Below are 23403 nucleotides of genomic sequence, written 5' to 3' on the forward strand. Positions count from 1 at the left end.
CACACCCAGCCAACCAGACACCCCAATCACAGGCCGACAGCAGCTGACCGTTCTACACCCTCAATCATGAAGAGCCCGGAATCCTCGTAGGTTCGCTTATGGTAATCTTCGTCAGCCTTGCCTTTGGGGTTTCCCGACTTACCAAATTCCCAGACGCTGTCGCCCTTGGGAACAAACGGCGTCTCGACCGGCGACGTGACCTCGCCATCGTAACCTTCGAAATCGACATGCTCTTCAATCGGCATGATGAGACGGGTGACGTTGGGAACCGACTCCGTAATGATTTTACGCACGAGGTGCGGTAATACAGATCGCGCGTCATACTTCGCGGCCCACTGTTCTATTTGTAGCTGACTCGCTACATTCGGTAAATGGATTGCCATCGGCGACTCCCAGGTTAAGCACAAAGCATCAGGTTTATTATAAACCAAGGATGTGACAGTGTCGCCGCTTTAATCCCTGACAGCAATTAATAACGCTTCACTTGGCGCATTTATTGAAATTAGACCAGAGAAAACGCAAACCGACGTGTATTCGGCGACGAGTGGGCTAATCCTGTGGAAAGGGCAGGTCAGTCATCAGCAGTCCAGCATCAATATCAAGTCCGTCTGCGATCTTGATGATCGTCTCGGATCGCAGACTGCGCTGACCACGCTCGACCTGCCGAGCTGCGTCCCGTGAATACCGCATCGGACGGCGGCAGCTTCCTGACTCAGGCCAAGCCCCACGCCGCCACCCCCGCGCTCATCGTCGTCACCCCACCACCGTGACAGTCATCAGCAGAACCACTCACCAACTCATCTCCAGCCACACCGTCGACCCCCACCGCAACTACTGGCGCAACCAACAAAAAAGCCCCGGCCGATGGCCGGAGCTTTCTGTAACCAATGACGCGACTCAGGTGTAACCCATGACTCGACTCATCACAATGGTGGAGCTAAGGGGAATCGAACCCCTGACCTTCTCGATGCGAACGAGACGCGCTACCAACTGCGCTATAGCCCCTTGTGCCGGTAGCAGGTTATCAGGCATACCGGCGACGGCAGAAACCGGCCGCTAGTACGCGGTCCCGGGAAGAGTCACTGCCCCGCCGCGCGCGGCAGATCCCAGCTTCGCGCGGCCGTCGTGTACTCCAGATGCTCGAAGATGGGGTCCTCGTCGTCGATCTCCAAGATGGCCGCACCGGGGCGCCGCAACCGCGACGGCACCACGTCGTACTCGGGGTCACCGGTGTTCTCCACCCCCAGCCGCGACCGCATCATCCGGTGCGCCCGCCGGCGCCGCAGTTGCTCCTCGATGCGGGTCTGGCGGCGCAGATACGCCAGGTACAGCACGGTCACCGTGGCGACGGAGCCGCACGCCCACCACATGCCGGGCCCGAGCAGGAACGGCAGGGCCGCGGTCACCATCAGCAGCGCCGCCATCACCGACAACACGCGCTTGCGGAAGGTGTACTTGCGGGCGCTGACCGCTTGCGCGGTCTTGGACTCGAAGCGGTCACGCCGCGCGGCCGCGAAGGACTGCGCCCCGGCGGATTCCGACTCGGCCTCGGGCTCCAGGCCCGAGGTGTCGTCGACGTACTCGTAGTCGTCCTCGGTGCCGTCGTCGACCAGATCGGCCGGCTCCTCCTCGGCACCCTCGACAGCCTCGGTGGTCGGCTGCTGCTGGGCCACCGGTTCGGTCTCGGGCTCGACGTCCGCATTGCCGAAATCCAAGGGCAATTCCTCGGTTTGGGCCTGCTCCCGCCCGAACGATTCGCCGATCGGCAGGGCGCCGGAATCCTCTTCGACGATGTCGACGTCGAGGTAGTCGGGTTCGGAACTCTCTTGGACCGCCTCGGCAAGCACCACGGCGCGCCGCACCGGCTGCTCGGCGCCGTCGTGGTCCGCGTCGTCGAGGTCGCCGACGTACTCGTCCTCGACCGGCTGCCAGTGCGGATCGCTCTGGTGCCCGCCGGCCGGACGGGCGCGCCGGCGCAGACGCGCGTTGCGGCCGGTGTTGAGCACCCGGGTGGCCAAGGCGACGTCGCTGGTGCGGCGGACGGTGTCACGTTTGCTCACCAACATCGGCACCAGCACGAAGAGCCAGAGCACGACAAGGGAGATCCACAACAGAGATTGGGGGATGCTTGGCATGACGCCTGCTCCTTTCCCCTTCAGGCTAGGTCTGTGACCAGCGCATCCGTCCACGGCGCGCCGAGACAATTACACACCTGTAATTCACTGAGTACAAGCACCATCAGTCACACAAGTCACATTCGTCACATTGGACGCCGCCGAGATCGACGAAATACCGAAATGCACTCGCACTTTCCCGCCCGTTTGATCAATTGGGCGATGAGGGGGTCAGGTCCAGCTGGCGCGGCCGCTGCGCACCAGCTGCGCGGCCACCGAACCCTGCACTTCCTCGATGGTGATCGCCACCAGCAGATGGTCGCGCCAGGCGCCGTCGACATCGAGATAGCGCTGCAACAGCCCCTCTTCCCGGAAGCCGGCCTTGGCCAGCACCGCGCGGCTGGCCTGATTCTCCGGGCGCACGGTGGCCTCCACCCGATGCAACATCACCGGACCGAACGCGTGGTCCAGCCCCAACGCCAGCGCCGCCGTGGCCACCCCCGAGCCGGTGAACTGCTTGGCCACCCAGTACCCGATCCACGCCGACCGCAGCGCGCCGTGGGTGACGTTCCCGATGGTGATCTGCCCGGCGAACTGGCCGTCCAGTTCGATGACATAGGGCAGCATGCGCCCCTTACGCGCCTCGCCCCGCAGTCCCGAGCACACCGCGGGCCACGACGAAATGGCATGACGCACTTCCCAACTCACATCGGCACTGGGCTCCCACGGCTCCAGGTGGGCCCGGTCGGCGAGCCGCAGTTTGCTCCACTGGGCACCGTCGCGCAGCCGGATCGGCCGTAGCCCCACCAGGCCGGCCGGCACCCGGATGGGCCCGGCGGGCAACGGCCATCCCGGATGGACCGCACTCGTACGCCAGCGGTTCACGCGATTGCCTCGCAGGCTCGGCTCTCGCGCGTCATCTGTCGGTTCGCTCCGCAAGCTTCGCTCACGCGATTGCCTCGCAGGCTCGGCTCTCGCGCGTCATCTGTCGGTTCGCTCCGCAAGCTTCGCTCACGCGGTCAGCCGCGCTGTGCAAGGAATGCGACGTCGACCACCTCGCCGGTGCGGACCTGCTCGGCGTCGCTCGGCACGATCACCAGACAGTTCGCCTCGGCGAGCGTGGCCAGCAGGTGCGAGGACGCACCCGGCGCACCGCCGAGGGCCTGCACCAGATACTCGCCGGTGTCCTGGTCACGCATCAGCTGCCCGCGCAGGAACCCCTTGCGCCCGGCCACCGAACTGATCGGCGACAGGGTCCTGGCCTGGATCACCCGGCGCATCGGCTGCCGTTTACCCAGCGACATCCGGATCAGCGGGCGGACCATCACCTCGAACACCACCAGTGCGCTCACCGGGTTGGCCGGCAGCAGGAACACCGGGACACCGTCGCGCCCCAACTGACCGAACCCCTGCACCGACCCGGGATGCATCGCGACCCGCACGACCTCCATCTCCCCCAGCTCGGAGAGCACGGAACGCACCGCCTCGGCGGCCGCCCCGCCGACCGCGCCGGCGATCACCACCACCTCGGAGCGGCTGATCTGGCCCTCGACGACCTCGCGCAGCTCCGCCGGGTCGCCGTTGACGATGCCGACCCGGTTCACCTCGGCCCCGGCATCGCGGCCCGCGGCGGCCAGCGCATAGGAGTTGACGTCATAGACCTGCCCGTTGCCCGGCGTCCTGGACACGTCGACCAGTTCCCCGCCCACCGACAGCACCGACATCCTCGGCCGCGGATGCACCAGCACCCGATCCCGCCCGACGGCAGCGAGCAGACCGACCTGCGCGGCGCCGATGATCGTGCCGGCCCGCACGGCGACGTCCCCGGGCTGCACATCGTCACCGGTGCGGCGCACGTAGGCACCCGAGCGCACCCCGCGCAGCACCCGCACCCGGGATTGGCCGCCATCGGTCCAGCGCAGCGGCAGCACCGCGTCGGCCAGGGTCGGCATCGGCGCACCGGTTTGCACCCGGGCGGCTTGCCGCGGCTGCAGCCGACTCGGTGTCCGGGCACCGGCGTCGACGTGCCCGACCACCGGCAGGCTCACCTCGCCGGACCCGTCGTCGGTGCCACCCACGGTGGCCACGTCGACGCTGCGGACGGCATAACCGTCGATCGCGGCCTGATCGAAGCCCGGCAGCGGTCGCTCGGTGACCACCTCTTCGGCGCACATCAGGCCCTGCGATTCGGCGATCGCCACCCGCACCGGACGTGGTGCCACCGCGGCAGCCGCTACTCGAGCCTGCTGCTCCTCAACCGAACGCACTGCACGCCTTTCTCCTGTCCGCAGACCGGCCGCGCAGTCGTTATTTCTCGGCCAGGCCCAATCGCTCGACCAACCACCGCCGCAGCTCTGGTCCGTAGTCGTCGCGTTCCAACGCAAAGTCAACCGCAGCCTTGAGGTAGCCGCCGGGATTTCCCAAGTCGTGTCTCGACCCACGGTGCACCACGACATGCACCGGGTGGCCCTCTTCGATCAACAGCGCGATGGCGTCGGTCAGCTGGATCTCCCCACCGATACCCCGATCAACCCGGCGCAGGGCGTCGAAGATGGCCCGGTCCAGCACGTAGCGTCCGGCCGCCGCGTACAGCGACGGCGCGTCCTCGGCCTTGGGCTTTTCCACCATGCCCTTGACCCGGAGCACATTCGGGTTCGCGGCGTCCGGGACCGTCTCGACATCGAACACGCCGTAGGCACTGATCTCGTCCTCGGGAACCTCGATGGCGCACAACACCGTTCCGCCCCGCTTCGCGCGCACCTTCGACATGGTCTCCAGCACACCGGTGGGCAGCACCAGGTCGTCGGGCAGCAGCACGGCGATGGCGTCCTCGTCGTCGAGCAGCTTCTCCTCGACGCAGCCCACGGCGTGCCCGAGTCCGAGCGGCTCCGCCTGGACCACCGATTCCACCTTGATCAGCGCGGGCGCGCGGCGGACCTTCTCCAGCATCGTGTGCTTGCCGCGGGCTTCCAGCGTGCCCTCCAGGATCAGGTCCTCGACGAAGTGCGCGACGACGCCGTCCTTGCCCTCGGAGGTGACGATGATCAGTCGTTCGCCCCCGGCCTCGGCCGCCTCGGCGGCGACCAACTCGATACCCGGGGTGTCCACCACCGGCAGGAGTTCCTTGGGGACCGTCTTGGTGGCCGGGAGAAATCGTGTCCCCAGACCGGCTGCGGGAACGACCGCCGTCCTCGGGATCGGAACCTGTGCCTGTGTCATCGTTGACACACTAATACCAGCCAGTACCTAGGCGAAGGGGTAGCGGCGCAATCGTGGCAATCATGACAAAACCGGTGCTGCGAGAACGCATTCTCGCCGCTCGGCGCGCGGTGCCCGCCCAGGTTCGGCTGGCGGAGGCCACCGCCCTGCAAACTCATCTCCGGGCCGCCTTTCGTCCGGGTGACACCGTGTGCGGCTACGTGCCGGTGGGATCCGAACCCGGCTCGCCGGCGATGCTCGACGCACTCGACACCGCCCGCGTGCGGGTCCTGCTGCCCGTCGCCAGGGCGAGACAACCGATGCAGTGGGGCGCGTACTCGCCCGGCCGGCTGGTCGCCGCGCCGTTCGGTTTGCGCGAACCCGCACCGCCCTGGCTGGGGCCCGAGGCGATCGGGACGGCGGCGGCGGTGCTGGTGCCGGCACTGGCGGTCGACCGGCGCGGGGTGCGGCTGGGCCGCGGGGCCGGTTTCTACGATCGGGCCCTGCCGCTGGCCGATCCGGCGGCCCGACTGATCGCGGTGGTGCGTGACGACGAAGTGCTCGACGAACTACCGATGGAGCCACACGACGTGCCGATGACGCATGTGGTGACCCCCGGCAGGGGCATCGTGGCGCTGGCGATGCGGGAATGACCTGCCCCACGTAGCGGTTCTAGCACTTGGGCCGGTAGAGTGCCAGAAAGTTTGACTGTCTCGGAGGGTTTCGTGCCTACCTATTCTTATGCGTGCACCGAATGCGACAACCGTTTCGATGCCGTGCAGGCGTTCAGTGATGACGCGCTGACCACGTGCCCCAAGTGCTCCGGCCGCCTGCGCAAGCTTTTCGGCAAGGTGGGTGTGGTGTTCAAGGGCAGCGGCTTCTACCGCACCGACAGCCGCGACTCGTCGAAGTCCAGCAGCACCGCCGGTTCGTCCGCCACGAGCGACAGCGGCTCGAGTTCGTCGTCGTCATCCTCGGACTCGTCGTCGGGCAGCTCGTCGTCCGCGTCGTCCAGCTCGAGCAGCTCGACTCCGGCCGCGGCCGCTTCCAGCTAGTTATCCACAGGCCCGCCGCGCGGGCTGTCCCCCACCGCACCACCGGCCTTAGCGTGAGGCGTGGGCGAATCACTGAATCCGGCGCTGTGGTCGCGGCTGCGGCACGGCCTGCGGCCCAGCTGGACCCGGACCGTGGCCGCCCGTCGGCTCGCGGCGGGTCTGCTCGTGCTGCTGGCCGCCGCCGCGGCGTTGCGGCCCGACCCGGACGCCGCGGTGCGGCCCGTCCTTGTCGCGGCCCGAGACCTGGCGCCCGGCACCGCCCTCACGCCGGCCGACGTACGGATCGAAAAGCGTTTGGCGGCAACCATTCCTGACGGCGCGCACACCGACGTGGCGGCCGCGGTGGACGCCACACTGGCAGCGCCCGCCCGTCGCGGTGAAGTGCTCACCGACGTGCGTCTGCTCGGACCACGGCTGGCCGAGGCCACCGCGGGGCCGGAAGCCAGGATCGTCTCGCTGCACCTCGCCGACGATGCGCTGGTGGACCTCATCCGGCCCGGCGACGTGGTCGACGTGCTGGCCGGCGGCAGCACCGCCGCAGGCCCGGACACCCAACCCGAAGTCATCGCCACCGACGCGGTCGTGACGCTGGTGTCGCCGCCTACCTCCGGTTCGGCCGGCGCCGCCGATCGGGTGGTGCTGGTGGCATTGCCCCGCGTGGCCGCCAATACCGTCGCCGGAACCGCACTGACCAGGCAGATCACGGTCACATTTCACTGAGGCCGGCCGCCACCTCGGCTCGGTAAGGTTTGCGGGGTCGATACCGTCGAACTGCTGGAAGGGTCCCCGCATGCTCAAAGGTTTCAAAGAGTTCCTGTTGCGCGGAAACATCATCGATCTGTCGGTTGCCGTCGTCATCGGCACCGCGTTCACCGCGCTGGTCACCAAGTTCACCGAAAGCATCATCCAGCCGCTGATCAACCGGATCGGAGCCGGTGGCGATTCCGACTACGGCATCCTGCGGATCAGCATCGGGGGCGGGCAGACCATCGACCTGAATGTGTTGGTGTCGGCCGCCATCAATTTCGTGCTCGTCGCGGGGGTCGTCTACTTCCTGATCGTGCTGCCCTACAGCAAGTTCCGCAAAGAGAAGGAAGAAGTCGCCGACGCCGAAGTGGTGCTGCTCACCGAGATCCGCGACCTGCTGGCCGGACGCGCCGAAGGCAATCCGCTCGACAAGGCGTGAACACGAAAACAGCCCCCGGTTGCGGCCGGGGGCTGTTTTCGCGGGAACGAGCTAGTTCATGTGCTAGTTCATGTGCTAGTTCATGTTCCAGGGCTCGCCGTAGGTGGTGACCGAGTCACCCTCCTTGGCGATCAACCGAGCGAACGGACGCAGCAGCACACCACCGGCAGCACCGGTCACCGTGCCGTGCGCATTGGACACCGCGACCGCACCATTGGCACCCGACACATCGGTCGAGAAGGTCGCAACCTCCTGGATGCCCGGGCCGTTACCCAGGTCAGCGCTGATCGACGCACCCGGGAACAGGTTCGGGGTGATCACCTGCAGCGGGTTGGCCGGCGTCGCATCGTCGAGCAGGATGTTCGGCGTCGTGTAGCTGAAGTTGATACCCACACCCAGCGACCACGGGAAACCGATCTGGTAACCCAGCTCCAACGTGCCCTCGAACTCGTCAGCACCCGGACCCGACACGATGTACTTGGCCTTACCCGAATGGAACCACTCACGGGTCAGCCGGTTGCGGTCCAACGGGAACACGCCATTGAGGAACGTATCCCACTGCTGAATGGTCAGGGTCCGGTCCTTGCCGTCCACGAGGCTCAGCTCGTTGTCCAGACCTGCGTGAGAAGTGCCCATGCCGATAAAGAGCGATGCAAACGCTCCAGCCACAACAGTGACCATCGCAAGCAGCACCCGACTGAATGCCTTCATGTTCTCCCTCTACCTGTGTGTGGTGTGGCCCAATACGCAGGTGGTGCCGCCCGGGCCGAAGCCCAGACGGCACCCCCGCGCCGTTTATCGCCGAAACGTCAGTTCATGTTCCAAGGCTCGCCGTAGGTGGTGACCGAGTCACCCTCCTTGGCGATCAACCGAGCGAACGGACGCAGCAGCACACCACCGGCAGCACCGGTCACCGTGCCGTGCGCATTGGACACCGCGACCGCACCATTGGCACCCGACACATCGGTCGAGAAGGTCGCAACCTCCTGGATGCCCGGGCCGTTACCCAGGTCAGCGCTGATCGACGCACCCGGGAACAGGTTCGGGGTGATCACCTGCAGCGGGTTGGCCGGCGTCGCATCGTCGAGCAGGATGTTCGGCGTCGTGTAGCTGAAGTTGATACCCACACCCAGCGACCACGGGAAACCGATCTGGTAACCCAGCTCCAACGTGCCCTCGAACTCGTCAGCACCCGGACCCGACACGATGTACTTGGCCTTACCCGAATGGAACCACTCACGGGTCAGCCGGTTGCGGTCCAACGGGAACACGCCATTGAGGAACGTATCCCACTGCTGAATGGTCAGGGTCCAGTCCTTGCCGTCCACGAGGCTCAGCTCGTTGTCCAGACCTGCGTGAGAAGTGCCCATGCCGATAAAGAGCGATGCAAACGCTCCAGCCACAACAGTGACCATCGCAAGCAGCACCCGACTGAATGCCTTCATGTTCTCCCTAGCTGTGCCGACGGTGTTCTGGCGTGTTCACCGTGTGTGTCGATGTGTGGCCCGGCCCTAGCGCAAACCTCACACCTTGCAAGACCTTCATGTGGACCAAATTAGAAAGCCCACATGTTGCTCTTACTCTTTGCTCATCGTTGACACGAGGAACATAACGGGGAGGCATCCACCCGGCAACGCGTGCGTGGTGACATCCGCCACCGCGGAGGCTCACTCCGGAAGTTTGCTGGGCGGTGCGAATCCAGCAACGATCGGGCGCACCAGAGGCGCAGCACTCACGCGATGGCGGATTTGCCCCGTCCGTCGAATCGCACGGAGTTTCCAACCGGAATCAAAGAGATTCCGGCCGATCAGAACGAAATCACAGCTCAGCCGTGGTGTGGCGGCACGTTGTCGCGGAGCCAGCGGTCACGCTCGGATGCCTCCGCCGGCAAATCATCGACCCGCTCGTCGCGGGTGGTGCTGGGCAGCTCGTCGCCGAAGATTGCGTTAACTACATCTCTCGACGGCTTGGAGGGCTCGCTCACATCATCCCCCAGCTGTGATGAACATCACATTCGCGTCCACCGTCCCGTTCACGCGGCTGTAACGCAACGGGCCTGCATTTTCTTCCCTCACGTGCACGAACTCGCATACTTCGGGCCGGACAAACGCCGCTAAATGTCAAGACTCGACAGCTGGCCGATGATCTGGCCGGCGAGCGGCCCCAAGGTGGCCATGCCGTCGCGCACGGCCGCGCGGGAACCGGCAATGTTGACCACCAGGGTGCTGCCGGAGATACCGGCCAACCCCCGGGAGACGCCCGCGTCGATGATGCCCGCGGACAGTCCCGACGCCCGCAGCGCCTCCGAGATGCCGAGCAGCTCACGATCCAGGATGTCGACGGTGGCCTCGGGGGTGACGTCACGGGGGCTCACCCCAGTGCCGCCGACCGAGATCACCAGATCGACCCCGCCGATCACCGCGGTGTTGAGCGCGTTGCGGATCTCGACCTCGTCGGCGGCGACCACCACCACACCGTCGACCAGGAATCCGGCCTCACCGAGCAGTTCGGTGACCAACGGCCCACTGTGATCTTCTTCCCCATGTGCAGTCCGGTCATCGACGACGACGACGAGTGCACGCCCTACCAACGCCCCAGGTTGTTCCATGAGTGCCACCGTATATCCGGCCGGGGACAACGGAGCAGCCGACAGCCAGGCGCGACCACGTGTGCGCGTCACTGGGCTGCCTTCCCCAAGGTGACGTCCAGGGTGGCCGGTTTCCCGGACGGATCCAGATAGGTGAGGGTGATCTTGGTGCCCGGGGCTTTCGAACGCACCGCGGCCACCAGCGCGTCGGCGCTACTGATCACCCGGTCGTTCACCTTGGTCACCACGACGCCGCTGGGCAGGCCCGCAGCCGCGGCGGCGCCGCCGGCGGTCACCTCCACGATCTTGGCGCCATCGGCCCCGGCGTCGTTGCCGACCTGCACACCCAGCGAGGCATGGGATGCGGTGCCGTTCTGCACGAGCTCGTCGGCGATCCGCTTGGCCTGATCCACCGGGATGGCGAAGCCCAGACCGATGGAGCCGCTCTGCGACTGCCCCGAGTCACCACCGAGGGTCGCGATAGCGGAGTTCACCCCCACCAGCTCGCCGTTCATGTTGACCAGCGCACCGCCGGAGTTACCCGGGTTGATGGCGGCATCGGTCTGGATGGCGTCCAACACGGTGTTCTGATTCTTGGCGTCACCGCCGGCTGCCACCGGACGGTTCAGGGCGCTGACGATGCCGGTGGTGACGGTGCCCTCCAGGCCCAGCGGGGACCCGACGGCCACCACGTCCTGTCCCACCCGCAGGTTCTCCGAGGACCCCAGGGTGATCGGGGTCAGCCCGGACACGCCCTGGGCCCGCACCACCGCGATGTCACTGCTGGGATCGGTGCCGACGATGCTGAAGGTGGTGGTCCGGCCGTCGGCGAACGTCACCTTGGTCTGCGCGGCGCCGCCCGGGGCGCCCGGTGCGCCCGGTGCGGCGGCGGCCACGACGTGGTTGTTGGTGAGGATCAGTCCGTCGCTGCTCAGGATGATCCCGGAGCCTTCCTCGGACGCCCGGCCCATATCGGTCTCCAGCTTGACGACGCTGGGCACCACCTTGGCCGCGACCTGCTCGACCGAACCGACCGGCAGGCTGGCCGCCGGCACACTCGGGGCGGCGCCGCCGAAGGAGGTGGTGGCCGTGGTGCGGTCCGGCTGGGCCAGCACCGCCACGCCGCCGCCGACGCCGGCGGACACCACGGCGATGGCAACCGCACCGACAACCAATGCCCCTGTGCGGGAACGCTTTTGCCGACGCGGCGCGGTGCCTCCGGACGGCCGGTACGGGTCGTACTGCGGCGCGACGGGGTGCTGCTGCCGCGGTTGCTGCGCATAGCGCCAGTCATACGGCGGCTGAGAGTGCTGATAACCGGCCTGCGGGCCACCATGCGTGGGGGAGTATCCGGACCCCGGCTCGTACCCGCCGGGGCGCTGCGGGGGCGTGTACCTGGGGTGGTTGGTCATGTGGCTCCGCGCTCTCTCTGTCGTGGTGCTGTTACCTGGACAACGCGTCCGTCACGTACACAGTGCCCAGTTGGGCTGAGAATCCACTTAGAGAACGTCGTGGACGACGCGAGGAAATCCCCACGCGTCACAGATCACACCCCGATGCGGCGCTACACCCCCAGCCGGACGTCAACTATTGTCCGCGCCCGCCACCACGCCGTCCACCGAATTGATCGTGCGTGTCGCGGGCTCGGCGACGGGGGCTTCGGGCAACGCCCGCCGGCCGGGCAACATGACGCGGATGGAGGTGCCCGGCGGTTGCCCACCCGGCACGGTCTCTTCGACGCGGATCGTCCCGCCGTGTTTGAGCACCACCTGTTTGACGATCGCCAGGCCGAGCCCCGACCCTGGCATGGCGCGCGCCGAGGTGGACCGGTAGAAGCGCTCGAAGACCAGCTCACGCTCCTCCGGCGGGATACCCGGGCCATGGTCGGCGACCACCAGTTCGGCATGCACGGCATCGCGTTGCTGGAGCCGCACCGACACCCGACCGCCGGGCGGGCTCCACTTGGCCGCGTTGTCCAGCAGATTGAGCACGGCGCGGGACAGACCCGCGGCGTCGCCGTAGACCTGCCACGAGATCACGTCGGCGTCGAACTCGATATCGCTGCGGCGCCGGCGAACTCGCTCGAGGGAACGATCCACCACATCGGAGATATCCACCGTCTCGTGGATCACGACGCCGGCGTCGTCGCGGCTCAGATCCACCAAATCGCCGACCAGGGTGGACAATTCACCGATCTGGGCGACGACATCGGCCTGCAGCCCGGCCATCTCCTCATCGGGCAACCGGGGTGCGCCCGGCGCCATGGACGCCATCAGCAGTTCGACGTTGGTGCGCAACGACGTGAGCGGCGTGCGCAGCTCGTGACCGGCGTCGGTGACCAGCCGGGCCTGGCGTTCCCGGGATTCGGCCAGCGCGCGCAGCATCATGTTGAAGGCCTCGGTGAGCCGGGCCAGTTCGTCGGTGCCCACCACCGGGATGGGGCGCAGGTCGTCGGTGCGTGCCACCCGTTCGGCGGCCTGTGTCAGCCGGCCCACCGGACGCAGGCCGGCGCGGGCCACCATGCCCCCGGCAATGGCGGCCACCGCCATGCCCGCACCACCGACGATGGCCAGGATGGTGCCGAGTCGTTTGAGCAGTGCGAGTGTGGGCGCCAGACTCTTGGAGATCAGCAGGGAATTGCCGTCGGCCAGATGCACGGCGAGCACCCGCTGGTTGTTGGCGGTCCGCAACGACATCAGCAGGTCACCCTGCACCACCGCTTTCTCCGGCGCCCCCAGGGGCAGCGTCTGCCCCTCCTGGTTGGCGGTGTAGATGTACCGACCCGGGCTGACCAGCATGGCATTCACGTCGGAGTAGGCGGTGCCTTCGATGGCCTTGCCGGGATCGGCGGCCAGCGAGCCGCTCTCGATGAGCAGTCGCGCCCGGCTGTGCAGCTGATTGTCGATGTCGGCGAACACCGACCGGGACACCACGACGTACACGGCGACGGCCATCAGCACCACCACCATGGCCACCATCGACATCGCCAGCAGCATCACCCGCCAGCGCAGCGATACCGAACTGACGTTGCGAACCGTTGTGTAGCGGCGGTAGGGCAGTTTCACGGACATCAGGGCGGGGTCTCACGCAGCACATAACCCACGCCGCGCACGGTGTGGATCAGCCGCGGTTCTCCTTCGGCCTCCGTCTTGCGGCGCAGGTAACCGACATACACCTCAAGGGCGTTGCCCGACGTAGGGAAGTCGAAACCCCACACCTCTTCGAGGATACGGCTGCGGGTCAGCACCCGGCGCGGGTTCGCGATGAGCATCTCCAGCAGCGCGAACTCGGTGCGGGTCAGACTGATGGACCGCTCGCCGCGGGTGACCTCGCGGGTCACCGGATCCAGGCTGAGGTCGGAGAAGGTCAGTGCCCGTGATTCGCTGCTGTCGTCGGGCACCCGACGGCGCAGCAGGGCACGCATCCGCGCCAGCAGCTCTTCGAGGGCGAACGGCTTGGGCAGGTAATCGTCGGCGCCGGCATCGAGCCCGGCCACCCGTTCGGATACCGAGTCACGGGCGGTCAGCACCAGGATCGGCAGATCGTCACCGGTGCTGCGAAGGTGCCGGCAGACCTCCAGGCCATCGAGGCGCGGCATCATGACATCCAGGACCAAGGCGTCCGGACGGTCACTGGCGATCAGATCCAGTGCCTCGACACCATCCTGGGCCAACTCGACCGAGTACCCGTTGAACGAGAGCGACCGGCGCAGTGATTCGCGCACCGCGCGATCGTCATCAACGACAAGAATGCGCACCGGCACAGTGTCACCCGCGTGTCTGAGAGCGACCTGAGAGGCGCTGCCGAGCTACTTACGGTCGAGGTCGATGAGGCCGAGGCGGGCGGCCTTGAGCAGGCGCCGCGGCACCTTGTGCTGCTGACCGGCCACGTTGACGTTGACCAGGCCGGTGGCCTCGGTCTTCCACTGCGCACGCCGGCTACGGGTGTTCGAGCGCGACATTCTCCGCTTGGGCACGGCCATGACGTGCATCTCCTTGTGTTCGGGTTCTGAAAAGTCAAAGTCGCGCGGCACCTCAGCGGCGACAATTGCACTTGAGGATAGCCGGTGAGCCGCGTCCGCTCCAAAACGAGCCAGCGGGCGCGACCCGCCCCTTGACTCGAGACCATCGGTACCCGATAACCTACCGGTTGGTTGGGATGCGATCGCGTCCCGCCCGGTTCAAGGGAGAATGCGTGGCGTCTGCGGCCGGCGATGCGGTTCGGATCGGCAACTGTTCGGGGTTCTACGGCGATCGCTTCGCGGCGATGCGAGAGATGCTCACCGGCGGTGAGCTCGATTACCTGACCGGCGACTACCTCGCCGAACTCACCATGCTCATCCTGGCCCGCGACCGCGCCAAGAATCCGGCCCTGGGCTACGCCAAGACCTTCCTGCGCCAACTCGAAGAGTGCCTGGGCATCGCGCTCGATCGCGGCGTGAAGATCGTGGCCAATGCCGGCGGACTCAACCCCGGCGCACTGGCCGGCGCGGTGCGCGAGCTGGCCGATCGGCTGGGCCTGACGGTCACGGTCGCCCATGTCGAGGGCGACGACCTGGTGGCTCGCGCCGACGAACTCGGATTCGGGGGTGTGCTGGCGGCCAACGCCTACCTGGGCGCCTGGGGCATCGTCGACTGCCTGAACGCCGGCGCCGACGTCGTGGTGACCGGACGCGTCACCGACGCGTCGGTGATCGTCGGGCCGGCCGCCGCCCACCACGGCTGGTCCCGCACCGACTACGACGCGTTGGCCGGTGCCGTCGCCGCGGGCCACATCATCGAATGCGGCACGCAGGCCACCGGCGGCAACTACTCCTTCTTCACCGAGCTACCCGATCTCACCCGGCCCGGATTCCCGCTCGCGGAGATCGCGGCCGACGGGTCGTCGGTGATCACCAAGCACGCCGGCACCGGCGGATCGGTCAGCACCGGCACCGTCACCGCCCAGCTGCTCTACGAGATCACCGGCGCGCGCTACGCCAATCCGGATGTCACGTTGCGGATGGACAGCGTGTCACTGGCGGACGACGGACCGGACCGGGTGCGGGTGCACGGTGTGCGCGGCGAGGCGCCGCCACCCACGCTGAAGGTTTCGCTCAACAGCATCGGCGGTTTCCGCAACGCGACGTCGTTCGTGCTCACCGGCCTGGACATCGACGCGAAGGCCGAGCTGCTACAGCGTCAGCTGGAGGGCAATCTGACGGTGCGGCCCGCCGAGCTGGAATGGACGCTGGCCCGCACCGACCATCCCGACGCCGACACCGAGGAGGCCGCCAGCGCCCTGCTGCACTGTGTGGTGCGCGATCCCGACCCCGCCAAGGTGGGACGTCAGTTCTCTTCGGCCGCAGTCGAACTCGCATTGGCCAGCTATCCCGGTTTCACCTCCACCGCGCCGCCGGGCGACGGCCAGGTGTACGGGGTGTTCACGCCCGGCTATGTGGATGCCAAGCTGGTGCCGCACGTCGCGGTGCACGCCGACGGCAGTCGGGTCGAGATCGCCGCGGCCACCGACACCCTCGAGCTGGCCGCGGTGGCCGACCCCGAGCTGCCGCCGGCACCGGTCGCCGGGCCGGTGCTGCGCGCCCCGCTGGGCCGCATTGCCGGGGCCCGCAGCGGCGACAAGGGCGGATCGGCCAATATCGGTGTCTGGGTGCGTACCCCAGACGAATGGGCCTGGCTGGCACACACGTTGACCGTCGACAAGGTGCGCGAGCTGCTCCCCGAGACCGCCGACCTGCCGGTGACCCGGTACCTGCTGCCGAATCTGCGGGCGGTCAACTTCGTCATCGAGGGCATCCTCGGCCAGGGGGTGGCCTATCAGGCCCGCTTCGACCCGCAAGCCAAGGGACTCGGCGAATGGCTGCGATCCCGGCATCTCGACATCCCGGAAAGGTTGCTGTGACCGATATCTGGCACACTCCCGAACGCGAAGCGCTCCGAAAGTCGGTGCACGCGTTCGCCGAACGTGATGTGCTCCCTTATGCCGACGAGTGGGAGCGCAACGGTGAGATCCCGCGCGAGCTGCATCGCAAGGCGGGCGCCGCCGGGCTGCTCGGGGCGGGGATGCCCGAGTCGGTGGGCGGTGGCGGCGGTGACGGCGCCGACGCCGTCGTCATCTGCGAGGAGATGCACCAGGCCGGATGCCCCGGCGGAGTGTTCGCATCCCTGTTCACCTGCGGCATCGCGGTGCCGCACATGATCGCCTCCGGGGATCGGCGCCTGATCGACACCTACGTCCGCCCGACGCTGCGCGGTGACCTGATCGGGTCGCTGGCGATCACCGAACCGGGCGGCGGCTCCGATGTCGGCCACCTGACCACGCGCGCGGTCAGGGATGGCGACCATTACGTCGTCAACGGCGCCAAGACCTACATCACCTCGGGAGTGCGCGCCGACTACGTGGTGACCGCGGTGCGCACCGGCGGGCCCGGCGCGGCCGGCGTGTCCCTCATCGTGGTCGACAAGGGCACGCCCGGTTTCGAGGTCAGCCGCAAACTGGACAAGATGGGCTGGCGGTCCAGTGACACGGCCGAGCTGTCCTACACCGACGTCCGGGTGCCCGTGGACAATCTGGTCGGGGTGGAGAACACCGGCTTCCTGCAGATCGCCGGCGCGTTCGTCGCCGAGCGGGTGGGCCTTGCCGCCCAAGCGTATTCGAGCGCGCAGCGGTGCCTGGACCTCACCGTCGACTGGTGTCGCAACCGCGAGACCTTCGGACGCCCGTTGATCACCCGGCAGGCCGTGCAGAACACGCTGGCCGAGATGGCCCGCCGGATCGACGTGGCCCGGGTCTACACCCGCAGGATCGTCGAGCGGCAGCTGGCCGGTGACATGGGTTTGATCGCCGAGGTGTGCTTCGCCAAGAACACCGCGGTGGAGGCCGGCGAGTGGGTGGCCAACCAGGCCGTCCAATTGTTCGGCGGCATGGGTTACATGGCCGAGTCCGAGGTAGAGCGCCAGTACCGCGACATGCGCATCCTCGGCATCGGCGGCGGGACCACCGAAATCCTCACCGCACTGGCCGCCAAGACGTTGGGATACCAGTCATGACCGTCCTGAAATCCACGTTGGACCCCCGCTCGTCGGCGTACACCGAGGCCGCCGAGGCGATGACGGCCAAACTCGCCGAACTGGACGCCGAGCACGCCAAGGCACTGGCCGGGGGCGGCACCAAGTACGTCGACCGCCACCATGCCCGCGGCAAGCTGACCGCGCGCGAACGCGTCGAGCTGCTGCTCGACCCGGACGCCCCGTTCCTGGAGCTCAGCCCGCTGGCGGCGTGGGGCACCGATTTCGCGGTCGGCGCCAGCGTGGTCACCGGGATCGGCGCCGTCTGCGGCGTCGAATGCCTGATCGTCGCGAACGACCCGACCGTCAAGGGCGGCACCAGCAATCCGTGGACGCTCAAGAAGATCCTGCGGGCCAACCAGATCGCCATGCAGAACCGGTTGCCGGTGATCTCCCTGGTGGAATCCGGCGGTGCGGATCTGCCCACGCAGAAGGAGATCTTCATCCCGGGCGGCCAGATGTTCCGGGATCTCACCCGGCTGTCGGCGGCCGGGATCCCCACCATCGCCCTGGTTTTCGGCAACTCGACGGCGGGCGGGGCATACGTGCCAGGCATGTCCGACCACGTCGTGATGATCAAGGAACGCTCCAAGGTGTTCCTGGCCGGCCCACCGCTGGTGAAGATGGCCACCGGGGAGGAGTCCGATGACGAATCCCTCGGCGGCGCCGAGATGCACGCCCGCACTTCGGGTCTGGGTGACTACCTGGCCGTCGACGAGCTCGATGCCATCCGGATCGGCCGGCGCATCGTGGCCCGGCTGAACTGGCGCAAGCAGGGCCCCTCCCCCGCCCCGGTGCTCGAACCGCGGTTCGACGCCGAGGAACTGATCGGACTCGTGGGCGCCGATCTTCGGATCCCGTTCGATCCGCGCGACGTGATCGCCCGCATCGTCGACGACTCGGATTTCGACGAGTTCAAGCCGCTGTACGGGTCGTCGCTGGTGACCGGCTGGGCACGGCTGTACGGGTATCCGGTCGGCATCCTGGCCAACGCCAGGGGCGTGCTGTTCAGCGAGGAGTCACAGAAAGCCACCCAGTTCATCCAGCTGGCCAACCGGTCCGATACACCACTTCTGTTCCTGCACAACACCACCGGCTACATGGTGGGTAAGCAGTACGAAGAGGGCGGGATGATCAAGCACGGCTCGATGATGATCAACGCCGTGTCCAACTCCACCGTGCCGCACATCTCGCTGCTGATCGGGGCGTCCTACGGTGCCGGCCACTACGGCATGTGCGGTCGTGCCTACGACCCGCGCTTCCTGTTCGCCTGGCCCAGTGCCAAATCGGCGGTGATGGGCGGCGCCCAGTTGGCCGGCGTGCTCTCGATCGTCAGCCGCGCCGCCGCGCAGGCCCGTGGGCAAGCGGTCGACGAGGACGCCGACGCCGCACTGCGGGCCGCCGTCGAGGCGCAGATCGAGGCCGAGTCGCTGCCGGCCTTCCTGTCCGGGCGGCTCTACGACGACGGGGTGATCGACCCGCGCGACACCCGCACCGTGCTCGGAATGTGCCTGTCCGCCATCGCCAGCGGCCCGATCGAGGGGACGTCGAATTTCGGCGTCTTCAGGATGTGAGACGCACGTGATCACCAGAGTTCTCGTCGCCAACCGTGGTGAGATCGCCCGCCGCGTCTTCACCACCTGTCGCCGGCTCGGTATCGGCACCGTCGCGGTGTACACCGATCCGGATGCCGGCTCGCCCCATGTGGCCGAGGCCGACACCCGGGTACGCCTGGAGGGCCGCAACGGGTATCTGGACAGCGCCCAACTGATCGCCGCGGCACGGGCCGCCGGTGCCGACGCGATCCATCCCGGGTACGGATTCCTCTCGGAGAACCCGGATTTCGCCGCCGCCGTGCAGCAGGCCGGCCTGACCTGGATCGGACCGCCGGTACCCGCCGTGGCTGCGATGGGCTCCAAGATCGAGGCCAAGAAATTGATGGCGGCCGCCGGCGTTCCGGTGCTGGCCGAGCTCGACCCGGATACCGTCACCGCCGATCAGTTGCCGGTGCTGATCAAGGCGTCGGCAGGCGGTGGCGGCCGCGGCATGCGGGTGGTGCGCGAATTGTCGGCGCTGACGGGCGAAGTCGCTGCCGCCCAGCGCGAGGCGCAGTCGGCATTCGGCGATCCCACGGTGTTCTGTGAGCGCTACCTGGCCAGCGGCCACCACATCGAGGTACAGGTGATGGCCGACGCGCACGGGACCGTGTGGGCCGTCGGTGAACGCGAATGTTCCATCCAGCGCCGCCATCAGAAGGTGATCGAGGAGGCGCCCTCACCGCTGGTGGAACGCTCCCCAGGCATGCGGGAGAAGCTGTTCGAGGCCGCCCGGCTGGCCGCCGGCGCCATCGGCTACACCGGTGCGGGGACGGTCGAATTCATGGCTGACGAGGCGGGTGACTTCTTCTTCCTGGAGATGAACACCCGGCTGCAGGTCGAGCACCCGGTCACCGAGGAGACCACCGGACTGGATCTCGTCGAACTGCAGCTCGAGGTGGCCGACGGTCACCGGCTCGACCCCGCTCCCCCTGCCGCACAGGGGCATTCCATCGAGGCCCGGCTCTACGCCGAGGATCCGGCCGAGAACTGGCAGCCACAGGCCGGCCCGGTGCACCGGTTCGACGTGCTCGGCACCCGAACCCGGTTCGGCACGCTGGACGGGCGCAGCGGTGTGCGGGTGGACTCCGGCATCGTCGACGGTTCGCAGGTGTCGGTGTTCTACGACCCGATGCTGGCCAAGATCATCTCCTACGCACCCACCCGGGAGCGCGCCGCGGCGATCCTGGCCGACGCTCTGGCCCATGCCCGCCTACACGGCATCACGACCAATCGCGACCTGCTGGTCAACGTGCTGCGGCACCCGGCGTTCCGCGCCGGCGACACCGACACCGCCTTCTTCGACACGCACGGACTGGCCGAGCTGGCCGCCGGTCCCGCCGATGCAGCCGCCCCATCGGCCGTCGCAGCGGCTCTGGCCGACGCCGCACACAACCGCAGCACCGCAACGGCTTTCGCGCCGGCGCCCAGCGGGTGGCGCAACCTCGCCTCGGGCTACCAGACCCGGACCTACCGCGACGCCGCTGGATCCGAACGGGTGGTCCGCTACCGGTTCGCCCGTGCCGGGGTGCAGCTGCCCGACCACGACGGTGTGGCCTTGGTGTCGGCGACGCCGGACCGGGTCGTCCTTTCCGTCGACGGCGTGGAGCGGTCCTTCGACGTGGCCCGGTACGGCGACGAGGTCTTCGTCGACTCCCCGTCGGGGGCGGTGCGCCTGGTGGCCCAGCCACGCTTTCCCGATCCGGACGCGGCCGTCGCGCAGGGCTCCCTGCTGGCTCCGATGCCCGGATCGGTGGTGCGCGTCGGGGCCGCCGTCGGGGACACCGTCACCGCGGGCCAGCCACTGATCTGGCTGGAAGCCATGAAGATGGAGCACACCATCACCAGCCCGCAGGCCGGTGTGCTCGCCGAACTCCATGTCGCTGCCGGCCAGCAGGTCGATGTCGGCGCCGTGCTCGCCCGTGTAGAGGAACCAGAAGGAGAACAACCATGAGTTTCGTCGAGACCGAGGAACAGCGGGCGCTGCGCGACGCCGTCAGGGCGATGGCCGCCAACTACGGCCAGGACTATTACCTGGAGAAGGCGCGCGCCGGCCAACACACCACCGAATTGTGGAGCGAGGCAGGAAAGCTCGGCTTCATCGGGGTGAACCTGCCCGAGGAGTACGGCGGCGGCGGGGCGGGCATGTACGAGCTCAGCCTGGTCATGGAGGAGATGTCCGCGGCCGGCTCGGCCCTGCTGATGATGGTCGTCTCGCCCGCCATCAACGGCACCATCATCTCCAAGTTCGGCACCGAGGATCAGAAGAAGCGCTGGATCCCCGGTATCGCCGACGGGTCCATCACCATGGCATTCGCCATCACCGAACCCGATGCCGGGTCCAACTCCCACCGCATCACCACCACCGCGCGCCGCGACGGCAGCGACTGGATCCTCAAGGGCCAGAAGACGTTCATCTCGGGTATCGACCAGGCCCAGGCCGTACTCGTGGTGGGCCGCACCGAGGACCACAAAACCGGCAATCTCAAGCCGGCGCTGTTCGTGCTGCCCACCGACACCCCGGGGCTGAGCTGGACCAAGATCGAGATGGAGATCGTCAGCCCGGAAAGCCAATTCCAGGTGTTCCTCGACGACGTCCGACTTCCGGCCGACGCACTCGTCGGCTCCGAGGATGCGGCCATCGCGCAGCTGTTCGCGGGGCTCAATCCCGAGCGCATCATGGGCGCGGCCAGCGCGGTCGGGATGGGCCGCTTCGCGATCGGCAAGGCCGTCGACTACGTGAAGACCCGCCAGGTGTGGAAGGTCCCGATCGGTTCGCATCAGGGTCTGTCACATCCGCTGGCGCAGAACCACGTCGAGATCGAACTGGCCAAGCTGATGATGCAGAAGGCCGCGACGCTGTACGACACCGGCGATGACTTCGGCGCAGCGGAGGCCGCGAACATGGCCAAGTACGCCGCCGGTGAGGCGTCGGTGCGTGCGGTCGATCAGGCCGTGCAGTCGCTCGGTGGAAACGGCCTGACCAAGGAGTACGGCATTGCCGCGGCGGTGACCGCGTCCAAGCTGGCCCGGATCGCCCCCGTGAGCCGCGAGATGATCCTCAACTTCGTCGCGCAGACCTCGCTGGGTCTGCCCCGGTCGTACTGATGGCGCAGCTGGTCCACTACGCCGTCGACGGTGCCGTCGCGCGGGTCACCCTCGATTCGCCGCACAACCACAACGCGTTGTCGTCCGCGCTCGTGACCCAACTGCGGGAGCGACTGGCCGACGCAGCAGGATCCGGCGCCCGCGCGGTGGTGCTCGGCCACACCGGCAAGACGTTCTGCGCCGGCGCCGATCTGAGCGAGGCCGCACATGGTGATCCCGGCGACCTCGCCGTGGACCGGGCCCGGGAGATGACGGTGGTGCTGCGCTCCATCCTGGAACTGCCCATTCCGGTGATCGCCGCGGTGGACGGACACGTGCGCGCCGGCGGCATGGGGCTGGTCGGTGCCTGCGATATCGCGGTGGCCGGGCCGGCGAGCACTTTCGCGCTGACCGAAGCCCGGATCGGGGTGGCGCCATCCATCATCTCGCTCACACTCTTGCCGAGATTGACGGCTCGCGCGGCGGGCCGCTACTTCGTGACCGGTGAGAAGTTCGGTTCGGCCGTGGCCGCGGCCATCGGCCTGATCACGGAGGCTGCCGAGGATGTGGACGCCGCGGTGGCCGCGTTGACCGCGGAGATCGTGAAGGGTTCACCGCAGGGGCTGGCCGCGTCGAAGGCCCTGACCACGGCGCCGATCCTGGCCGCTTTCGACGCGCACGCCGACGAGCTGGCATTGCAGTCGGCGCGGCTTTTCGTGTCCGACGAGGCGCGCGAGGGCATGCTCGCCTTCTTGCAGAAGCGCAGCCCCAACTGGCTGACGTGATCCAGGCGACGCGAATACAGCAAACAACGCGCCCGCCGCAACGAATTCGTCAACGCTATTGCATGTGCGGCTATTCGTCGTACGCTCGTCAGTGATGAGCGCCGGCGCGAAGAACAGATGGCACTGATGAGCACGTCAGCGTCGTGGAGTGGGTCGATGCGTGCCGCCGACACCGACCGGATACAGGTGGCGCAGTTGCTCACGGACGCGGCCGCCCAGGGCCGCCTTTCGCTCGACGAGTACGAATCCCGGTTGGCCAAGGCGTATGCCGCCCAGACCTGCGCGGACCTCGATCGGCTGAGTGCCGATCTGCCCGGCGGCAGCGCGACCGGCAAGGGTGTCTGCCGGCCGGCGCCGTCCACTCTGCTGCTGGCCATCATGAGCGGATATGAACGCCGCGGCCGGTGGAACGTGCCCAAGAAGCTGACCACCTTCGCCTTGTTCGGCGGCGGCGTCGTCGACCTGCGCTACGCCGACTTCACCACGGCCGATGTGGAGATCCGCAGCTACTCGATTTTCGGCGGACAGACCATTTTGGTGCCGCCGGAGGTGAACGTCGATATCGGCGGTGTCGGCGTGATGGGCAGCTTCGACCACAGCGTGAACGGCAGCGGGACACCGGGCGGCCCCCGGGTGCGGGTGCGTGGGTTCTCGCTGTGGGGCAGCGTCGGGGTCAAACGCAGGAAGCGCCGTCACGCCGACGGCGACGGCGACGGCGACGAGGTCTGA

The 23403-nt window shown here is 67.6% G+C and carries 23 protein-coding genes and 1 tRNA gene; 11 read left to right on the forward strand and 13 right to left on the reverse strand.

The genetic code is table 11. The features are described 5' to 3' along the window. Positions 1-26: 26 nt before the first annotated feature. The 6 genes from AWB94_RS33125 to AWB94_RS33155 form a co-directional block, all read right to left on the reverse strand. Positions 27-383 carry a hypothetical protein gene (locus AWB94_RS33125; protein WP_131805225.1) on the reverse strand — a complete coding sequence of 119 codons (357 nt, stop codon included), beginning with the start codon at positions 381-383 and terminating at the stop codon, positions 27-29. 546 nt (positions 384-929) lie between these two features. Beyond that, a tRNA-Ala gene (locus AWB94_RS33135) sits at positions 930-1005 on the reverse strand. Between the two features lie 74 nt (positions 1006-1079). Continuing rightward, a complete protein-coding gene (gene sepX / locus AWB94_RS33140) occupies positions 1080-2135 on the reverse strand; it encodes a divisome protein SepX/GlpR (protein ID WP_062655596.1) in 1056 nt (351 codons plus the stop codon). Between the two features lie 210 nt (positions 2136-2345). After that, a complete protein-coding gene (locus AWB94_RS33145) occupies positions 2346-2999 on the reverse strand; it encodes a GNAT family N-acetyltransferase (protein WP_062655597.1) in 654 nt (217 codons plus the stop codon). 134 nt (positions 3000-3133) lie between these two features. Beyond that, complete coding sequence (gene glp / locus AWB94_RS33150) at positions 3134-4381, reverse strand: molybdotransferase-like divisome protein Glp (RefSeq protein ID WP_062655598.1); 1248 nt, start codon at positions 4379-4381, stop codon at positions 3134-3136. A 40-nt stretch (positions 4382-4421) separates the two neighbouring features. Continuing rightward, positions 4422-5333, reverse strand: coding sequence for a UTP--glucose-1-phosphate uridylyltransferase (locus AWB94_RS33155; protein WP_062655599.1), 912 nt, complete (start codon positions 5331-5333; stop codon positions 4422-4424). Between the two features lie 62 nt (positions 5334-5395). Between AWB94_RS33155 and AWB94_RS33160 the strand changes: the two genes are divergently transcribed. The 4 genes from AWB94_RS33160 to mscL all read left to right on the forward strand — a co-directional run bounded on the left by AWB94_RS33160 (position 5396) and on the right by mscL (position 7553). Further along, positions 5396-5965: a 5-formyltetrahydrofolate cyclo-ligase gene (locus AWB94_RS33160; RefSeq protein WP_062655600.1), complete on the forward strand. Its 570-nt coding sequence runs from the start codon at positions 5396-5398 to the stop codon at positions 5963-5965. 72 nt (positions 5966-6037) lie between these two features. Beyond that, positions 6038-6367 carry an FmdB family zinc ribbon protein gene (locus tag AWB94_RS33165; RefSeq protein ID WP_062655601.1) on the forward strand — a complete coding sequence of 110 codons (330 nt, stop codon included), beginning with the start codon at positions 6038-6040 and terminating at the stop codon, positions 6365-6367. A gap of 60 nt (positions 6368-6427) precedes the next feature. Next, complete coding sequence (locus AWB94_RS33170) at positions 6428-7087, forward strand: SAF domain-containing protein (RefSeq protein ID WP_062655602.1); 660 nt, start codon at positions 6428-6430, stop codon at positions 7085-7087. A gap of 70 nt (positions 7088-7157) precedes the next feature. Then, positions 7158-7553: a large-conductance mechanosensitive channel protein MscL gene (gene mscL, locus AWB94_RS33175; protein ID WP_062655603.1), complete on the forward strand. Its 396-nt coding sequence runs from the start codon at positions 7158-7160 to the stop codon at positions 7551-7553. Between the two features lie 75 nt (positions 7554-7628). On the opposite strand, the gene AWB94_RS33180 is transcribed toward mscL, so the two are convergent. From AWB94_RS33180 to rpmF, 7 genes are all read right to left on the reverse strand, one after another. Continuing rightward, entirely contained in the window at positions 7629-8264 is a 636-nt protein-coding gene (locus AWB94_RS33180) for a porin MspA (RefSeq protein ID WP_085122607.1), read from the reverse strand. 98 nt (positions 8265-8362) lie between these two features. Then, positions 8363-8998, reverse strand: a complete 636-nt coding sequence (locus AWB94_RS33185) for a porin MspA (RefSeq protein ID WP_085122609.1) — start codon at positions 8996-8998, stop codon at positions 8363-8365. Between the two features lie 668 nt (positions 8999-9666). Continuing rightward, a complete protein-coding gene (locus AWB94_RS33190; protein ID WP_024453123.1) occupies positions 9667-10161 on the reverse strand; it encodes a MogA/MoaB family molybdenum cofactor biosynthesis protein in 495 nt (164 codons plus the stop codon). Positions 10162-10229: 68 nt separating this feature from the next. After that, a complete protein-coding gene (locus AWB94_RS33195; RefSeq protein ID WP_062655604.1) occupies positions 10230-11552 on the reverse strand; it encodes a S1C family serine protease in 1323 nt (440 codons plus the stop codon). A 171-nt stretch (positions 11553-11723) separates the two neighbouring features. After that, a complete protein-coding gene (locus AWB94_RS33200; protein WP_084395047.1) occupies positions 11724-13211 on the reverse strand; it encodes a HAMP domain-containing sensor histidine kinase in 1488 nt (495 codons plus the stop codon). Next, positions 13211-13897, reverse strand: coding sequence for a response regulator transcription factor (locus AWB94_RS33205; protein WP_062655618.1), 687 nt, complete (start codon positions 13895-13897; stop codon positions 13211-13213). The genes AWB94_RS33200 and AWB94_RS33205 overlap by 1 nt, the downstream gene beginning before the upstream one ends. 51 nt (positions 13898-13948) lie before the next feature. Next, a complete protein-coding gene (gene rpmF / locus AWB94_RS33210) occupies positions 13949-14122 on the reverse strand; it encodes a 50S ribosomal protein L32 (RefSeq protein WP_062655619.1) in 174 nt (57 codons plus the stop codon). Positions 14123-14334: 212 nt separating this feature from the next. Between rpmF and AWB94_RS33215 the strand changes: the two genes are divergently transcribed. From AWB94_RS33215 to AWB94_RS33245, 7 genes are all read left to right on the forward strand, one after another. Next, complete coding sequence (locus AWB94_RS33215; protein WP_234811972.1) at positions 14335-16041, forward strand: acyclic terpene utilization AtuA family protein; 1707 nt, start codon at positions 14335-14337, stop codon at positions 16039-16041. Then, positions 16038-17189: an acyl-CoA dehydrogenase family protein gene (locus AWB94_RS33220; protein WP_234811973.1), complete on the forward strand. Its 1152-nt coding sequence runs from the start codon at positions 16038-16040 to the stop codon at positions 17187-17189. The genes AWB94_RS33215 and AWB94_RS33220 overlap by 4 nt, the downstream gene beginning before the upstream one ends. Continuing rightward, a complete protein-coding gene (locus AWB94_RS33225; RefSeq protein WP_062655607.1) occupies positions 17186-18781 on the forward strand; it encodes an acyl-CoA carboxylase subunit beta in 1596 nt (531 codons plus the stop codon). The genes AWB94_RS33220 and AWB94_RS33225 overlap by 4 nt, the downstream gene beginning before the upstream one ends. A 7-nt stretch (positions 18782-18788) precedes the next feature. Continuing rightward, entirely contained in the window at positions 18789-20756 is a 1968-nt protein-coding gene (locus tag AWB94_RS33230) for an acetyl/propionyl/methylcrotonyl-CoA carboxylase subunit alpha (RefSeq protein WP_062655608.1), read from the forward strand. Next, positions 20753-21910, forward strand: coding sequence for an acyl-CoA dehydrogenase family protein (locus tag AWB94_RS33235; protein ID WP_062655609.1), 1158 nt, complete (start codon positions 20753-20755; stop codon positions 21908-21910). The genes AWB94_RS33230 and AWB94_RS33235 overlap by 4 nt, the downstream gene beginning before the upstream one ends. Next, positions 21910-22674, forward strand: a complete 765-nt coding sequence (locus AWB94_RS33240) for an enoyl-CoA hydratase family protein (protein WP_062655610.1) — start codon at positions 21910-21912, stop codon at positions 22672-22674. Before AWB94_RS33235 ends, AWB94_RS33240 begins: the two co-directional genes overlap by 1 nt. Positions 22675-22800: 126 nt before the next feature. Beyond that, positions 22801-23403 (forward strand): DUF1707 SHOCT-like domain-containing protein, encoded by a 603-nt coding sequence (locus AWB94_RS33245; protein WP_062655620.1) that lies wholly within the window; start codon positions 22801-22803, stop codon positions 23401-23403.

The sequence above is a fragment of the Mycolicibacterium canariasense genome (genome assembly GCF_002101555.1).
In the GTDB taxonomy this organism is placed as follows: Bacteria; Actinomycetota; Actinomycetes; order Mycobacteriales; family Mycobacteriaceae; genus Mycobacterium; species Mycobacterium canariasense.

Excerpts from the sequence above, each read along its gene's own strand:
- AWB94_RS33125 (WP_131805225.1), bottom strand. The coding sequence starts at position 383 with ATGGCAATCCATTTACCGAATGTAGCGAGTCAGCTACAAATAGAACAG.
- sepX (WP_062655596.1), bottom strand. The coding sequence starts at position 2,135 with ATGCCAAGCATCCCCCAATCTCTGTTGTGGATCTCCCTTGTCGTGCTC.
- AWB94_RS33155 (WP_062655599.1), bottom strand. The coding sequence starts at position 5,333 with ATGACACAGGCACAGGTTCCGATCCCGAGGACGGCGGTCGTTCCCGCA.
- AWB94_RS33160 (WP_062655600.1), top strand. The coding sequence starts at position 5,396 with ATGACAAAACCGGTGCTGCGAGAACGCATTCTCGCCGCTCGGCGCGCG.
- mscL (WP_062655603.1), top strand. The coding sequence starts at position 7,158 with ATGCTCAAAGGTTTCAAAGAGTTCCTGTTGCGCGGAAACATCATCGAT.
- AWB94_RS33180 (WP_085122607.1), bottom strand. The coding sequence starts at position 8,264 with ATGAAGGCATTCAGTCGGGTGCTGCTTGCGATGGTCACTGTTGTGGCT.
- AWB94_RS33185 (WP_085122609.1), bottom strand. The coding sequence starts at position 8,998 with ATGAAGGCATTCAGTCGGGTGCTGCTTGCGATGGTCACTGTTGTGGCT.
- AWB94_RS33190 (WP_024453123.1), bottom strand. The coding sequence starts at position 10,161 with ATGGAACAACCTGGGGCGTTGGTAGGGCGTGCACTCGTCGTCGTCGTC.
- AWB94_RS33195 (WP_062655604.1), bottom strand. The coding sequence starts at position 11,552 with ATGACCAACCACCCCAGGTACACGCCCCCGCAGCGCCCCGGCGGGTAC.
- AWB94_RS33200 (WP_084395047.1), bottom strand. The coding sequence starts at position 13,211 with ATGTCCGTGAAACTGCCCTACCGCCGCTACACAACGGTTCGCAACGTC.
- rpmF (WP_062655619.1), bottom strand. The coding sequence starts at position 14,122 with ATGGCCGTGCCCAAGCGGAGAATGTCGCGCTCGAACACCCGTAGCCGG.
- AWB94_RS33225 (WP_062655607.1), top strand. The coding sequence starts at position 17,186 with ATGACCGTCCTGAAATCCACGTTGGACCCCCGCTCGTCGGCGTACACC.
- AWB94_RS33235 (WP_062655609.1), top strand. The coding sequence starts at position 20,753 with ATGAGTTTCGTCGAGACCGAGGAACAGCGGGCGCTGCGCGACGCCGTC.
- AWB94_RS33240 (WP_062655610.1), top strand. The coding sequence starts at position 21,910 with ATGGCGCAGCTGGTCCACTACGCCGTCGACGGTGCCGTCGCGCGGGTC.
- AWB94_RS33245 (WP_062655620.1), top strand. The coding sequence starts at position 22,801 with ATGAGCACGTCAGCGTCGTGGAGTGGGTCGATGCGTGCCGCCGACACC.